This is a genomic window from uncultured Methanobrevibacter sp. (assembly GCF_902769175.1).
Classification (GTDB): domain Archaea; phylum Methanobacteriota; class Methanobacteria; order Methanobacteriales; family Methanobacteriaceae; genus Methanobrevibacter.
On the sequence record NZ_CACXNW010000005.1, the window covers coordinates 1 to 16,798 of the forward strand.

11 protein-coding genes are annotated in these 16,798 nt (G+C 32.1%); 10 read left to right on the forward strand and 1 reads right to left on the reverse strand.

What is annotated here, in order from left to right; all coding sequences use genetic code 11:
- The 6 genes from QZV12_RS02375 to QZV12_RS02400 form a co-directional block, all read left to right on the forward strand.
- On the forward strand, window positions 1-334 hold a 334-nt coding region (locus QZV12_RS02375), incomplete at its 5' end, for a TCP-1/cpn60 chaperonin family protein (RefSeq protein ID WP_295616626.1).
- A 616-nt stretch (window positions 335-950) separates the two neighbouring features.
- Window positions 951-1,997, forward strand: coding sequence for a hypothetical protein (locus tag QZV12_RS02380; protein ID WP_295616629.1), 1,047 nt, complete (start codon window positions 951-953; stop codon window positions 1,995-1,997).
- Window positions 1,998-2,768: 771 nt separating this feature from the next.
- A complete protein-coding gene (locus QZV12_RS02385) occupies window positions 2,769-3,368 on the forward strand; it encodes a hypothetical protein (RefSeq protein ID WP_295616632.1) in 600 nt (199 codons plus the stop codon).
- A gap of 98 nt (window positions 3,369-3,466) precedes the next feature.
- Window positions 3,467-5,989, forward strand: coding sequence for a right-handed parallel beta-helix repeat-containing protein (locus tag QZV12_RS02390; protein ID WP_295616635.1), 2,523 nt, complete (start codon window positions 3,467-3,469; stop codon window positions 5,987-5,989).
- Between the two features lie 230 nt (window positions 5,990-6,219).
- Window positions 6,220-8,799: a hypothetical protein gene (locus QZV12_RS02395; protein ID WP_295616638.1), complete on the forward strand. Its 2,580-nt coding sequence runs from the start codon at window positions 6,220-6,222 to the stop codon at window positions 8,797-8,799.
- Window positions 8,800-8,819: 20 nt separating this feature from the next.
- Entirely contained in the window at window positions 8,820-9,212 is a 393-nt protein-coding gene (locus QZV12_RS02400; protein WP_295616641.1) for a hypothetical protein, read from the forward strand.
- 37 nt (window positions 9,213-9,249) lie between these two features.
- On the opposite strand, the gene QZV12_RS02405 is transcribed toward QZV12_RS02400, so the two are convergent.
- Window positions 9,250-9,414 (reverse strand): hypothetical protein, encoded by a 165-nt coding sequence (locus QZV12_RS02405; RefSeq protein ID WP_295616644.1) that lies wholly within the window; start codon window positions 9,412-9,414, stop codon window positions 9,250-9,252.
- Window positions 9,415-9,441: 27 nt separating this feature from the next.
- On the opposite strand from QZV12_RS02405, the gene QZV12_RS02410 reads away from it, so the two are divergent.
- The 4 genes from QZV12_RS02410 to QZV12_RS02425 are packed head-to-tail and all read left to right on the forward strand — an operon-like array spanning window position 9,442 to window position 16,632.
- On the forward strand, window positions 9,442-11,136 hold the full coding sequence (locus QZV12_RS02410) for a hypothetical protein (RefSeq protein ID WP_295616648.1): 1,695 nt from the start codon (window positions 9,442-9,444) through the stop codon (window positions 11,134-11,136).
- Window positions 11,137-11,165: 29 nt separating this feature from the next.
- Window positions 11,166-13,970, forward strand: coding sequence for a hypothetical protein (locus tag QZV12_RS02415; RefSeq protein ID WP_295616651.1), 2,805 nt, complete (start codon window positions 11,166-11,168; stop codon window positions 13,968-13,970).
- Complete coding sequence (locus tag QZV12_RS02420; RefSeq protein ID WP_295616654.1) at window positions 13,970-14,662, forward strand: hypothetical protein; 693 nt, start codon at window positions 13,970-13,972, stop codon at window positions 14,660-14,662. Before QZV12_RS02415 ends, QZV12_RS02420 begins: the two co-directional genes overlap by 1 nt.
- Window positions 14,663-14,682: 20 nt before the next feature.
- A complete protein-coding gene (locus QZV12_RS02425; protein ID WP_295616656.1) occupies window positions 14,683-16,632 on the forward strand; it encodes a hypothetical protein in 1,950 nt (649 codons plus the stop codon).
- The last annotated feature ends 166 nt before the right edge of the window (window positions 16,633-16,798 follow it).

A 16,798-nucleotide genomic window follows, 5' to 3' on the forward strand; every position in this document is an offset into this window, starting at 1 on the left:
ATTAGCAGTAACTGCATTTGCAGAATCCTTAGAAATTGTTCCTAAAACCTTAGCTGAAAACGCTGGTTTAGACAGCATTGACTCTTTAGTAGACTTAAGAGCTGCTCACGAAAAATCTGCTTACATGGGATTAAACGTATTCACTGGTGATGTTACTGACATGAAAGAAGAAGGTGTAGTTGAACCTAAACGTGTCAAAAAACAAGCTATCCAATCTGCTTCTGAAGCTGCTGAAATGATTTTAAGAATCGATGACGTAATTGCTTCCAGCGGAACCGGTGGCGGCGACATGCCTATGGACCCAGGTATGGGCGGCATGCCTCCAATGATGTAAGCAAGCTTTTGACATTCAATCAAAGCTTGACCAAAATATTTTTCATTTTGGTTTTATTTATTTATTAAAGCAGACCTTTTTAGGTTTGTTTTACTTTTTCTTTTCTTTTTTTTTTAACATTTTTTCTATATTGATTTTTTATTTTTATTTTTATCATAATTTGTTTATTTATATCATTTAGGGATTTTTTGAGTTTGAAAAAAAGTTTAGTCTTAAAATCAGGATATTAATTTTTACTTTTAAAGAAATCGAAAAAATTAAATTAAGCCTATAAAAATTACAGTCTCTTTTTTTTCAAAAATTTGTTTATTTTATTATTTTTTAGGATTTTTTTTATTTTTTATCAAAATTTTTTTATTTTTATTATTTAATAAGATTTTTACTTTTTTTTCAAAAATCTGTTTATTCATATAATTTTTTAGGATTATTTTTAACAAAATCTGTTTATTTGTTCTTTTATTTGTTATAATACGAATGAGTTTTATAAAGATTTATATATTTAGTCCTGCCTAAATATCATTAGGATATGATAAATTTTTCATATCACTAATGTATGAGTGAGACATATGAAAAGAAATCAATTGTTTTTTTCTATAATGGCTATTTTTTTTTAGTCATGATATGTTTAAGCTCTGTTTCTGCTGTAGATGATAGTCAATTTGATTCTACAGTTCAAGCAGCTGATGAAAGTTCACAATTAGATAATGTTGTGATTGATGAAATTAATGACGCAAGTGATGATTTCGGTTTAGCTGATTCTACCGTTGATTCATTGGATGTCAAAGAAAATGTAAATCTTTTAAGTTCTGCAAATCCTAATTCTGAATATGAAAAAAGAACTGTTCAAGTTGTTTTAGATAACGACTATGGTGTGGAAGATTCCTATGTGAAAATCACTCCTTCCGTTTATGACTATAGAGGTAATCCCATTAAAGGTGGAATCCTAAAACTTTACAGAGATTATCATAAGCAAAACTTAATTGCTAGTGTTGATATTTCTAAAGGTTCCTCTTTTTTATACTATGTTCCTAAATATGATGAGGATCGTTCTTCAAGAAGTTTTCCTATTTTCTACACATTTGACTATATAGATGAACAAAATAAAATTAATTACTCTACTTGTGCTGATGTACGTTTCCATTCCATGAAAACAAATAGTCTTACAATAAATGCAAGGGATACCAACAATAATTACGCAAGTGATGGAGTTCTTGAAATTAATCAAGGAGATTCCATATATGTTTCAATTGAAAACTTAGCATATAAGAGGAACATTGCCAATATAAAGTTTTATGTGGCAGGAATAGACGAGCCTGTAAATATTGTGACTGATAACCTTATTTATAATAAGATAACATTTGATAAGGATAGGTTCCCTCCAGGAGAATATATTCTCTATGGTGTCTATGATGGAGATGTAGATGCATGGGATGGAGTGTATATTGCACCTGCAACCAGTAATAAAATCATTATAAAAATAAATGCTAAAGATTCTAAATCAGATGATGGAAAGACTGTCAAATCTTCAGTTAATGACACCCATGTGATAAACAGCACATTTGTAAACAATACTGATCCAGTCGAAGATAAAAATGTTACTCGTCCAGTTATGGATAACATAACTAATAATAGTACTTCTTTAGACAATAATGATAGTTCCTGAAGATCATCTTAACAGATTTGTTTTTATAATTCTTTTAATCTAAAAATCAAATTGTGATAGATGTTTTTTATATTCTATTTAATTTTTTTCTTATTTTTTTCTTTTTTTTTTATTCCTTTCCTAATTTATGGTTTAGTGAAAATAATTCTAGCTAATTTTTGTTTATTCGTTTTTATTGTTTGGTGAATTAATTTTTACTTAATTTTGTTTATTTGTTTTTGTTATTTGGTGATTTAATTCTAGCTTAATTTTGTTTATTTGTTTTTGTTATTTGGTGATTTAATTCTAGCTTAATTTTGTTTATTTGTTTTTGTTGTTTGGTGATTTAATTCTAACTAATTTTTGTTTATTCATTTTTATAGTTTAGAAAATAATCGAACTTAAAAGTTACATTCAATTTCCATATCCATTTAGATTGCTAAAAAAGAATTTTTAATTGGCTTTATTTTTTAAAGTTAATTTGTTTAATTATCAGATTGAATGAATATAAAACTTAACTTCCTTTATAATCAAATAGAAACCCTTATATAATTAATATAAAAAATAATATATTATATTTATTGAATTTGGGGATTGGTATGATTAAAAAAAAGATGGGGTATCGTCCTCGTCCTTGTAATTCTGTTTATATTAACTATTAATTCAGCATTTGCCTATGATATAAATGGGGAATATGATACTCTTAGCAAAGATTTAAATGAGGAATTAAAAATTCCTAATGAGGGAAACAATCAGGAATGGGCTGTTCCTGTTGAGGATAATGATGAAGACTTGAATGCTCTTGATGAAGTTAGTCAGTTATCACAAGATACTAAAACATTTACTAATCTAAATCAGGACATTAATAACAACCAATTTGATGAGATTAATTTAACTAGCGATTACTATTTTAATTCTACTTCTGATAAAAATTTTAAGCAAGGCATTAACATTACACGAAATCTGACCATTAACGGAAACGGTCACACACTGGATGGTAAAAATGCTTCAAGAATATTTGCCATTGCAAATAAAAACTTAAATGTAATCTTTAAGGATCTTATTTTTATTAATGCTAAAAATAGCAATGGTGGAGCAATTTCAGGTAATTCTTTTGCTTTTAACTGTACTTTCATTAACAATACTGCAACCGGGTATGGCGGTGCCATGTATGGAGGTTCAGCTATTAACTGTAGTTTTGAAGGCAATACTGCAAAGGAAGGAGCTGCAATTTACGTTAATGCTAAATATGTCACTATTGCAAATTCCACCTTTAAAAATAATATTGCAAGCGAATATGGTGGAGCTGTGTCAGTTGAATCATCTAACACCACTATAGCAAACTGTACTTTCAATGGGAATCGTGCAAAAAACGGTGGTGCACTAATGTAGCTTACTCTACAAACACTACTATTTCAGATTCTAACTTCACTGACAATAATGCAACACAAAGCGGAGGAGCCATTTATCTTGATTTTGCACTTGGAACCTTGATTGACAATTGCTATTTTGAAAATAACATAGCATTGATCAATGGTGGAGCATTTGCTTGGGTTTACACCACTGGAAATATTACTTACATTCGATTTAAAAGCAATATTGCAGGTGAAAACGGTGGAGCAGTATATATTGACATATCCAATACCTCTTCTATGATTAATGAACAAAAACTTTCAGATTGCTATTTCATAGATAATCATGCAAAGAACGGTGGAGGAATATATAACAATAATTTTTACCGATTTTCTGAAGCACCTCTTTATTTCCGTAACAATTCAGCAGAGGAAAACGGTGGTGCAATATACTGTAAGGATTTCTGTGATTTGTCAAGTATAATGTTCATAAGCAATTCTGCAGGAGGAAATAGTGGTGCGGTATTCTGTAATGATAACTGTTTCTTCAGAAAGGATGAATTTATCAATAATACTGCTGAGGGAATTGGTAGTGCCATATTCAGTAATGATTACTGTACTTTTTATACAAGTAATTTCACTGGCAATTCTGCTTACGATGCAGGTGCCATCAGATGTAATGACTTCAATGATTTTTATAATTTAAGGTTCTACAATAACACTGTCTTAAACTATGGTGGTGCTGTTGTTTGTCATAGTTACTGTAATTTTTCCAATACCGATTTCAGGGACAATCATGCTTTTAGCGGATCTGCTATTTATATAAATGGAAATTTCATTATCATTGAAGATTCCACCTTATTGTCAAATAAGGCAGACCCTAAATTTGAAGTAAGTGATGAACATTTAACATTGACTATTGAATTGTCAGGTCAAAACACTTTTTTAAATGCTATTTACTCATGGTTTGACCCGGAATTCGATAATGTTGTCTATTGGAACGGCAGTGTTGTAAATACAAATGTTGCATATCCAGTTTCTCGAAGCTGTCCTGGACAAAATGTCACAATTGAAATATATGATTCAAATGGCAATCTGGTTGATAGATTAAATAAACAGACTAATAGGGAAGGAAAGATTATTTGGGACTATACATATCTGGATGTTGGTGAATACACATGTAAGATTTACCATGAAGATGATGAGTACTTAACCCCTTTCAATCTAAGCCAAAATCTAAAAGTTGGAGAGTTTGGCAAGTTAGAGAGCAAACTCTATTATGCACATGACAATGGCATAGTTAACCTTACACAAAATTACACTTATTCCATTGGAATCGATACAATTGAAAGTATTGGCATTATATATTCTAATTTGGAAATCAATGGTAATGGATATACAATCAATGCATTAAACCAATCATTCCCAATATATGTTACTTACTTGGATGATTTCACTGTTTCAGACTGCAATTTTGTAGGTAACCTATCATTCAGCAGTGTGGGTATGACTCATTTCAATTTCATCAATTGTAATTTCACCAATTCATTTGGTTCCATTAAATCTGTAGATACCAGTACTGTTCATCTGATTGATTGCAATTTTGAAAATTCCAATCCTGAAGATTATGGACTTAATGGGGCATGTGAGTTTATGCAATGTGGAAATGTAATTATAGAATACTGTAATTTCACAAACCTCCATAATCATTATGGGGCAATTTATTTAGAGGATGATAATAAAAATTTAATTTCCAACTGTATTTTCACTAATAATACTGCTGCATTTGGTGCAGCAGTGAATGCAGGCTATCTTAATGAGCTTGTTATAGACAATTGTAGTTTTTTCAATAATTCTGTTAACAATTCCGGAGGAGCAATTTTTAGCAGTGCAGCTAATTTAATTGTAAACAATTCCCTATTCATGTATAATTCCGCTATTCGTGGAGCGGCAATCAGATCTGATGGATCAAAAAATATTTTTAGTAATTCAGTATTTTTAAATAATAAAGCAACATATTATCAGTTTACTGTTGATGTGAATGATAATCTCCAGGCTGTAATTGTTTTTGCAGGGGAAAACGATTATATCAATGCAATCCAATCAAGGTCTAATGCAGTATTTGAAAATGTTACCTATTGGAATGGAACAATCACAAATACTGATATAAAACCTCCTAAATATATTTCCACTCCTGGACAGAATATCACCATTAAAATATATGATAGACAGGATAATCTGATTGAAACAGTTATTGAAAAGACAAATGAAAGCAATCGTTTAGCATGCAGTCTCTTGAATTCACCTTCTGGAGCATATAGATTTGTCTTCTCTCATGAAGATGATGATTATTATACAAATTCCACTCTTTTCGAGTTTAATCTTACAAGGATTGGACCTTATGAAACAGTTGGAGACTTTACTATATTGCAATTGTTAATAGATAATGCAAATGACAATGATGTTATCAACTTGACTAGAAATTACACATATTCCCCAGAATTCGATACCATTGATTTTGTCCTAATCAATAAGAATAATTTGACAATAAATGGAAATGGCCATACAATCAATGGATTGAACCAATCAAGAATATTTGAAATAGATGCCGAGAATGTAACTTTAGACAGTCTTAATTTTATTAATGGAACTTCTAAGTAAACTCTTATTTATATTTGGGAGGATTCCTTAAATTGCCTAATAAATAATTGTAATTTTATAGATAACAATCCTGACTCTAATTTTGAGGATATATTTGTACGATCTCAGAATTTCGAAATAAGGAATTCCAATTTCATAAATACCATAGGTATTGCCATAAGCAGGAGGTACAATATCATCATTATTCACCACAACCTTATTTCATAAATACCATAGGTATTGCCATAAGATTGACTTACGATGTAGAGAATGTAACAATTGACAATTGCAGTTTTGTAAACAATACCTTTGGCCTCCGTTCAAGTGGAAATAAAAATAGTCTAATCAACAAATCCAGTTTTATAAATAACGCTGCAATCGAGCTTTCAAGTGATTCAATTATTATTGAAGGTTCAAACTTCACAAACAATTATGGCTATTACTCTGGAGGAGCAATTGATTTAAAGGCAAATGTTTCAAACATTTCAAATTCTATCTTTATAGCTAATGTAGCCAGTTATGATGGAGGAGCCATAGTCCTACGTGCTGATGAATTTAACATGTTTAATTGTAGATTTGAGGATAATGTTGCTAATGGTACTAGTGGATATGGAGGAGCAATGCGTGTAACAGCCAATAAAACCAATATAAGCTCTTGCGATTTCTTCAATAACTCTGTAAAATCAAGTGGAGGGGCTCTTTATTTGGATATTATGGAAAGCGCCATTATTGAAAATTCCACTTTCAGATTTAACTCTGCAGATGAGGGATCTGCTATATATTGGGCTGGCGTAGAAAATCTTATGAAAAATTCAACATTATTGGATAATCAAGCCAGTTCTAAATCATTATCCTTAGATGGTGATATTGATGATATCATAGCCATCAGATTCACAGGAGGAAACAATTATATCAATGCTATTTATGCCCCTGGCGGTTGTGAAATGAAAGATGTCGTTTATTGGAATGGTGAAATTATAAGTAGCGACATTGAAAAACCTGCCAGAAATCAGTATCCTGGCATAAATATCACTTTGGAAATCTATGATGATCAGGATAATCTTGTCGAAAACATCACATTAGTAACTGATGAAGAGAGTAAGGTTTATTATAACATAAATTATTTGCCTATTGGAAGCTATTATTTTAATGCTTACCATTTAAATGATACTTATTATAATTATATTGGCGATTTATCTGGAACTTTTGTTGTTAACCGTTCTTATAGTTCTGTAAATATCAATATTGAAAATGGGGCTGAATTCTATTATTCAGATTGCAATATCTCATTTTATATCATTAATAGAACCACTGTAAGGGTTGTCATAACAAATAATGATGGAAGTGAAGTTTACCTCAATCAAACAACTGATGATGATTATGTTATTGTGGATTTGGATCCAAATGAAGGGTATTATAATATAACCGTTTATAATGAACCTTCTTCAGAGTATTATGGAAGTCAGGATTCCAAATTATTCAAAATATTAAAGGCAAACTCCTCAATTGTCATTAATCAAATTCCAGATATAACATATGATAATGTCTTTAACATTTCCTTTGATGGAGAATACTTGACAACAGCTAAAGTAACAATAGTTGATGCCAACAACAACACAGTATTCAATGAAATTACATCAGAAAAATCCATTGCTGTTCCAGTCTTGCCTGTAGGCACATATAACGTTACAGTAATCAATATGGAAGATAAGTATCACAGAGAAAGCAGAAATTCAACAGTTTTCAATATTATTAAAGCTTCCAATTATGTGAATCTTACTGTTGAGGATGTTGTTTATGGTGAAGAAGCGGTTATTGTTGTTTCTGCTGATATTGATGGCGCTTATCTTGTTTGTGTAAATGGAACTGAAGTGACTGTTGATGTAGTTGATGGCAGAGGCAATGCCAGCTTGTCTTTAAATGCAGGCAGCTATTATGCAAATGCATCATTTGATCATCCTAATTACGATTCAATAATAAGAAATGTTACTTTTAATGTTGCCAAGGCTATTAATTATGCGAATGTAACTGCTGAGGATGTTGTTTATGGTGAAGATACAGTGATTGTTGTTTCTGCTGATGTAGATGGTCTTTATGCTCTTGATATTAATGGAACTGTTCTTGGCGTTAAAGTTGTGGATGGTGTAGGCAATATTAGCCTGTCATTTGTTGTTGGAAGCTATTATGCTAATCTGACATTCAATAATCCTAATTATGATTCAGTTGTAAGGAACGCTGTATTTAATGTTGGAAAGGCTGTAAACAATATTGTTGGCAGTGTTGAGGATGTTGTTTATGGTGAGATGTCAGTGATTGTTGTTTCTGCTGATGCTGAACTTGTTTATATTGTTGATGTCAACGGAACATATGTTAATGTTGACGTAATGAATGGTCAAGGCAGTACTCGTGTGTCTTTAGATGCTGGCAGCTATTATGCTAATGTGACATTTGATAATCCTAATTATGATATATCTATTACTAATGCTACTTTTAATGTTAATAAGGCTGTAAATAACGTGAATGTAACTGTTGAGGATGTTGTATACGGCAATGACGCTATGATTGTCATCTCTGCTGATGCTGACGGCACTTATGTTCTTGATGTAAACGGTACAAATATGACTGTAGATGTAGTTAATGGCAAAGGCAATGCCAGCTTATCCTTAGATGCAGGCAGCTATTATGCTAATGTGACATTTGATAATCCTAATTATGATTCACATATAACCAATGCCACATTTAATGTTAATAAGGTTATAAATAATGTGAATGTAACTGTTGAAGATGTTGTTTATGGTGAAGATTCAGTTATCCTTGTTCTGCTGATGTAGACGGCACTTATGTTCTTGATGTGAATGGCACAATCAGGAATGTAGATGTAGCAAATGGCCATGGTAATTTCAGCCTGTCATTAAATGCAGGAAGCTATTATGCTAATGCTACATTCGATAATACAAATTATGATTCACATATGACAAATGCAGTCTTCAAGGTTAATAAGGCTATAAATAATGTGAATATAACTGTTGAGGATGTTGTTTATGGTGAGATGTCAGTGATTGTTGTTTCTGCTGATCTTGACCGTATTTACATTGTTGATGTAAACGGAACTGATGTTTATGTTGAGGTAAGAAACGGCAAGGGTAATTCTAGCATATCTTTACCTGTAGGTCGCTATTATGCTAATATAACATTCAATCATCCTAATAACAATTATCCAAAAGAGGTGATGAATAAAAGATAAGTATGCTAATATAACATTCAATCATCCTAATTATGATTCATATATAACAAATGCTACATTCAAGGTCAATGAAGCTCAAAATGATGTAGTTGTCACTGTTGAGGATGTTGTTTATGGTTTGATTGCGGCGTCTGTTGCTGGTTCTGGTATTGGTTTGGCTGCGGGTGTTACTTATGGTATGCTTGAGGGTAAGGATTATCATGATTATGGTAATTTGTGGAGTAATGTTTTGTCTTTTACTGTGGTAGGTTTCACTATGGGTCAGGCTGGTTTTGGTGTTGGCAGTTTGGAAGTTGCTAGGATTAATCATGAGCTTAATGGTATGCCTGCTGTTGGTCCTGGTTCTGAAGGTGCTGCTGGTGGTGCTGGTTCTCAGGGTTCTGGTGGTTTGGATCCTCAGGCTCCTCAAAATCCTCAAGGTGGCGCGGGTTCTGGTTCTCAGGGTTCTGGTGGTGTTATTGGCGGTTCTGATAGCAATCCGATGAATGTTTTGTATCATAATTCTGATTTTCAGAGTGCTATGGATCCTGTTATTGAGGAAAATATGATGGGGCTTAGTTCTCTTAAGAAGTTTTTCCCTCAGCTTTTCACTTATTACAGTAATACTTATAGTGCTTTGATTTCCAATCCTAAGGTTACTGTTTTGGATATTATGAGTTTTTATGCTGCTCTTTATCAGGCTGTTAATGTTCAGCTTATTCGTTTGTATCAGGGTAATGGTTTGGCTGGTGGTCAGTCTGGTTCTCAGGTTGTTAGTCCTGTTAGTATTGTTAATAGGGTGTCTGGTGCTGATGGTGGCAGTTCTGTTATTGTTGATGGTGAGCATTTTTCCAATCCTTTTGTTGGTTTGAATAATGGTGATTTTGGTGCTTTGGTGGATAATTTTATTCAGCAGACTAATGGTTTCTTGTTGAGTGTTATTCGGGCGGATGGTAATTTGTCTTATTTGTTGGATAGGCTTAGTGTTCAGTCTCATATTTTTGGGGATACTAATAGGTCTCATGCTGTTAGGGCTTTGACTTTGCTTCATAATGTTAATGTTTTGTATGATCGGGTTATGAGTTTTGGTTCTTTTATTATGTCTTCTGAGCTTCATGCTAATTTGCGTCTTTTGAGGGAGAGTATTGGTTTTCTTGGTACTTTTAATGGTGTTAATCGTTTGTTTAATCCTGGTAGTGTGAGATATCTTGATGGTTGGGAGCGTATTTATAATATTACTTTGGATATGTTTAATGAGCGTTTGAGGTTGGTTGGTCTTGATCATGATTCTGGTGCTGGTTCTGTTGATGTTCTTAATAGTGGTATTCTTTCTTTATTTGATAGTTTGAATGGTCGTTTGGTTGCCAACAGTCCTCAGTATGCTGAGTTTGTTTCTTTGAGGAATTTTTATAATGAGAATCAAAATGGTCCTAATCGTAATAATTTGGATTTCTTATGGCATGTCTTTAATTTGCTTAAGGAGATGAATAACACTGAGGTTTTTATTGATATGGATGATTATAATGGTATGGTGTCCTTTGATTATGCTAATATAGTTAGGCAGAATGTTTATAATGGTCTTTTTGTTAATAGGGGTTTTATTAATCGGAACAAAGTGGAAAGGGTTGTATTAGAGGAATTTGTCCGTCAAATGTCTTTGTTAAGGTCTGTTAATTCTACTTTATATGATGAAATTTCAGCTCGATTTTTCGGTAAAGAGTGGTTTGATAAACTAAGTGTTCTGAATGCTACTGCATATGTTGAAATCATGGGGTATTATGATAGCCAACCAACAATCTTTGATGCATGGCAAGCAGGAATCCGTCGGCTTATTGCTCTTGGCCTTATTGAGGAATTTGATTTTATTTCCGTTTCAAGTACAATGTATAGGGAAATTTATAATAGTTTGTCATCCTATAGGGATACTAACATAAGGACAACGTAAGTGATTAGACGACCACTATTACGGCTAGTTTGTCATCCTATAGGGATACTAACATAAGTGAACGGAATATGACCTTTTATCAGATTAGATACTCATTAGGAAGTGAAGCGGAAATTTATGAATTATATGAGGGCCTTAGTCATTATGATAAGTTAATTGTTAACAGATTTTTATATAGTCAATGCCTTGAAATGAATAAAACATTTAATGGCCTATTTTATATGCACGGAAATGTGGATTTGACTGAAGATCTAACTAAATTAAGGAATGTGGCTGATGTCTCTGACGGCTATTTCCGTGAATTATTTAAGGTATATCAGATATTAGCATCTTCAAAAGGTGTCAATAATCTTTTCAATAGGAATATCTCTCTTTTAAATGCAGCTCAAATTGCAGATATTATCCTAAATGATTTTCCTAATTTTTATTTGGTAAATTCATATTTCAATTCTATAACTAAGCCTGATTTAGATGCTAATAGAATGTTTACTGATTTGGTTTTTGCAGTTCATTGGGGACAAACTAACAAGGTTGATAATTTAACTAGAATGTATAATTTAACTGCTTATTATAGAGAGCAATATCATATATTCTATACCATGGAATATAGTTTATATAAACTATTGCCTATAGATTTGGATTTATATCTCAATTTAACATTTTTTGCTTTAAATCGTATGAAGTGGGGTAATGATATAGGTCGTGTGATGCTGGAGGTATATGGAGGGCTGAGTGATTCTGATGACAGATATCCTTATACTAAGAAGATTAACACTATTACCGATTTTTATCTTAGAATATTTTATACTGAAGATCTTGAAATTTATAAGGCAAAGAGTCATGTCCATATTCCTAACCTTATATATACCTATGCCTTCAACCAGTATTTAAAACTGAATATCTCTCAATTGAATATTAATATACTTGATTTGGTGCTTGTTGAATTCACTAATCATTTTATTATAAATCAAGTCTTCGATGATGTTTACTCAAATATCGCATATGACATGCCTGATAAAAATTGGGTTATAGGTATGGAAATGGATATTGCTTCCAATATACAAATGGATTTCGATGATATTGATGTTAGCCTATTTTCTAATAGGTTAAACTTATTTAGGGATGTATCTCCAATAAGTTATGGGCTTTTAATGAGTTATTTTAGGGAAAACTTTAATTATCCTTTCATATCACTGACTAAATGGACATTTAATAAGAAACTTAATGAGTTTTGCATTAAGGATAAAAAAGGTAATGTTGTGACCTATTATGATTTCTGTAATCTTATGTTAAATCAAATGAAGCATATTATGGACAGTTTAGGTGTTGTTGAAGGAAATAACATCAGATTTAGAAGTTCTAATCTCACTATTGGCCGATTAATGGATAATAAAAATCCATATAATAATATTTTTAACAAAAGAGGATTTTTTGAAAGTTGGGCAAATGATTATACACAAGATATGAGTATTAAATTGATGGTTGATGAAATAGAACATGATATGATTTATTTAGAGATTATTAATAAAACTTTATATGATGCGATTTTGAGGAAATTTTTCCCTGGATTTAATTCTATCACTGAATGGGTTAATAATGCTGATGGACTCCCTATTGAAATTTTTGAGTTATATTCTAAAATTTATGGTAAGTTAAATGCTTATAGGGATTCTTCAATAGTTTCTTCTAATGAAATCAATGTACTGATTAATCAATTGGATAATAATATTTTAGAATTTTTGCCTCAAGATTATGAAAATTCAGTGCGCAGTCGTTTATTAAACTTTATCTACTTCTGGGAATTGTATCATGATTCTATCATTGAAGAGTATGATGCTGTAATGGATATTAATGCCCTTGGCAGGATGTCTCTTGATTTGTTGGATAAGCCTCTTGCAGATATTTATAAGAGGTATCTTGAGATAACAAATCTTGCTACATATCATGTTTTCGATGATGATGTTAATTTTGCTTCTTTGAGTATTAATGAAATGAGGTATGTATTGATTAATAATCTTTATAGGGCTTATCATGCTCCGAATAGGTTTGGTGCTGTCTTTGAGCTTATTAAAGCTGAAGGTATTGAGTTTGATAGTTTTATTGGATATGAGAATTATATAAATTCTATTCGTAGTAATATTGAGTTGATTAGTTTGTATAATCTTCTTCACAATCAGTTTGTTCCTTCAAATAATAATCCTACTACTGGTGGGTCTACTCCAGAAGGTGATACTCCTGATGGTGAGAATGATGAGGATGATGCTCATAGTGATTCTAGCTCTGGTGGTTCCGCTCCAGGTTATGTTCCTGAGGGTGATACTCCAGGTGGTTATACTTTCACTTACCAATATCTTTTGGATGCTAGGAATTTATACCATGACCTACTTAAAGAATATAATAATGATTTTCAAATGGTTTGGCAAATTCTATCTCAAAGATATACTCCTGTTACTCTTTATATTCGGAAAAATCTTATGGAGGACAATTATTATTACTTTGTACGTTATTTTGAGAATGTTGCGCAGATTGTTGATGATTATTTAGCTAATATGATGCTTAATACTCCTAATCCTAATCCTGAGTCTAATCCTAATACTGGTGCTAATGTTAATCCTAATCCTAATCCGGGTCATGGTTCTGGTGATGGTGTTGGTTTCACTTCTCAAGAAGTGTTGCAGTTTAGGGATAGTTTTTTAGGTGCGGTTTCTTTCCATCATAGTGTTGAGCGTGCTTGGAATAATATAAGTCAAAGAAATCCTCGTCTTGCTCATCATGTTTTGAATAATCTTATGGGCGGCAATTTGACTAATTTTATAGATAATCATATGATTTAATGACTGATAGTGAGGATGAAGCTAGGGATCTTATTTCTGAATATTTGATGAATATGAGTTGTTATATTCTTAATATTGATCATCCGTCTGGTTCTAATCCTAATCCTGGTCAGGGTTCTAGTGAGATTCCTTTTACTGTAGATGAATTGGAAACTGTTAGGAATATTCTTAGGGTGCATTCTTCTGATGGTGAGGATTTGGAATATGTTTGGAATTCATATATTGAAGATTTCCATCCTAAGCTTTCTGAATATATTGTAGGGAATCTTATGGGTGGAAATTTGCATCAGTTTGTAGAGGATCATATGTATGATGATCTTATGGAACTTGTTGATCAATTTTTGGAGGATATGATTAAAGAGATTCAAAAGTCTAATCCTAATCCTAATCTTAATCCTGGTTCTAATAATAATATTCCTAATGTTGATTCGGATATTAGTTTGACAGCTGATCAGTTTGGTGAGATTAAGAAGATTTTGGAAGATGATAGTATTTATCCTAAGAAGGTTCATCATGTTGTTTCTGATGATTTCTTGAAGTTGTATGGTTCTTGGGATTTGATTGAAGAAAAATATCCTGATGTTGCGAGAATTGTTAAGATTTCTTTGTTTAGGGGTTATGGTGATTTGTTTTATTATCTTATTTCAATGCTGGTCCTTCCGGTGGCTTTAGGAATGTTCGTGAAGCTATAATTTTATTTATCCGTAATAATTTGTGTCGTGGGGAAGTTGCTTATGAGGCTAGTCCGGAGAAGATTAATGGCATGCATATTTCCTTGTGCACTATTGATGAGATTTATACTTATGTTAAGAATGAGGTTCTTGTCTCTGGTCTTGGTGCTGATAGGATTAAAAAGCTTTTGAATGATGCTGACACTATCTTTGTGGCATATGTTCAGTATGTGAATCTGATGGTTGAAAGAGGAGTTCCTGTAAATGATTATAAAGGATTAAATCAATTTAGGAATGGTCTTTTGGATATTTTGAAGGAAGTTAGGGCTGCTGATCCTGATTTTGATAGTATTAAGGGTATTTTGGAGGATAATACTTTGCTTCCAGATTCTAATGAAATCAACACTTATCCTTTAGAGTTTCAGTCATTTTTGGCTTCTTGGAACAAACTTGAACGTGAGTTTCCGCATATTGCCAAGATTGTTTTGGAAAAGCAGTTTAAGGATAGCATAGATAATTTAGTTGCTTATCATAGGTTGAATGGTGATGCTTCAACTCGTCAGGATCTTATTGCTTATATTAAGGGTCTTTTGCCAAGTTTGCGTGTTAATGCAGGTCAGAATCCTGTTCCTCAGAATCCACTTCCTCTGAATCCTGTTCCTCAGAATCCTGAAGCTGGTGAGAGTCTTGCGCCTAGTCGTTTTGTCATCAGTCAGGAGAATGTTGCTGGTGCTGATATTAAGAAGATTAAGGAGTTTATGAAGAAGGCTGTTGATACTGCTAATAAATATGTTGATATTATTATGAAAAGGGATAGTGATGCTGATTTGGCTATGTCTTTAAGTTCTCAGATTTATGCTTTGTATGACAAGTATCTTCTTCGTGTTGAAGGTTATAATCATCAGTGGCAGTATATTAGGTTTATTCAGGATTTGAATGCTTTGTTTGATAGTATTGATCCTAATGATTATACTGATTCCAATATTAAGCTAAGGAATTATATGGATGATTTGACTAAGGCTATAAATGCTGCGGATAAGTGTATTGCTGAGGTTAATAAGACTAATAAGCTTTTGGCTCAGAAGATGTATGACAAGGCTCATAAGATATATGATACTTATATGTTAAATGCTAAGGATCATGTTTATGGACGTCGCTATTATGATGGTTTTATGTATGAGTTGAATAAGGTGTTCATTGATCATGTTGAGTTTAACAATAAGGGTTCTGAGAAGATTGATAATAAGGATATTGGCAAGTTGTCTGATGAGCAGCTTCTTGCGGAGATTGGTAAAATTGTGGCACCTCCTTTGAGTTTTCCTAAAAAGATTATGGATCGTTATAATGAGTTGAAGAATGAAAAGAATCCTGTTAGGGAGGAACTGGTTGAGTTGTATAATGATGCTATATCTGTCAGGTCTTCTGTATTTATAAGTTATGTCAAGTTTAAATTTGTTCGGGGTAAGTATGTTTTCTTTGATGAGAATGTTCTTTCCAAGGCTTCTAATTTGACTGCTTTGAAGAATATGATTAATAGGGATTTGAGGCGGATGAGGAATGCTTTGCCTAATCTTTACAATAGTTTAAGTGAGTCATTTGATCTTGGGTCTTTGAATAGGATAGGTTCTATGGGTGAGTGCAATAACTTCGTTAAGGGCTTAAGGGGTTTTTGTGATGATTACTTGAAGTTCCATCGTTTGGATGATGCTTGGTATAGTAAGTTGAGTAAGGAGTTTGGCAGGAGTCATTTGTCTAATGCCTTAAATAGTTATTATGAGATTAAGGGTGTTGAGTTAGGCTTTACTAGAGATCTTTCTTTGAAGGATTCTAAGTCTATTAAGGATTATATCAGGAAAGAGATGAATTGGCTGAAGGATAATAATAAGAATATTTATTATTATTATTATTATTATTATTATTATTATTATTATTATTATTATTATTATTATTATTATTATTATTATTATTATTATTATTATTATTATTATTAGAGTTTGAGAAGGGTTTGCTTGAGAGTGAGTTGGATTCTTCTTATTGTAGTCTTTATATTTTTATTCAAGAGCGTATTAAGCCTAGCAGGGATATTCTTAATGAGTTTTCTAAGTATTTGTATGAAATTCATAAGGAGTTTGCTTGGGTTGAAAATTTTAAGAAAAT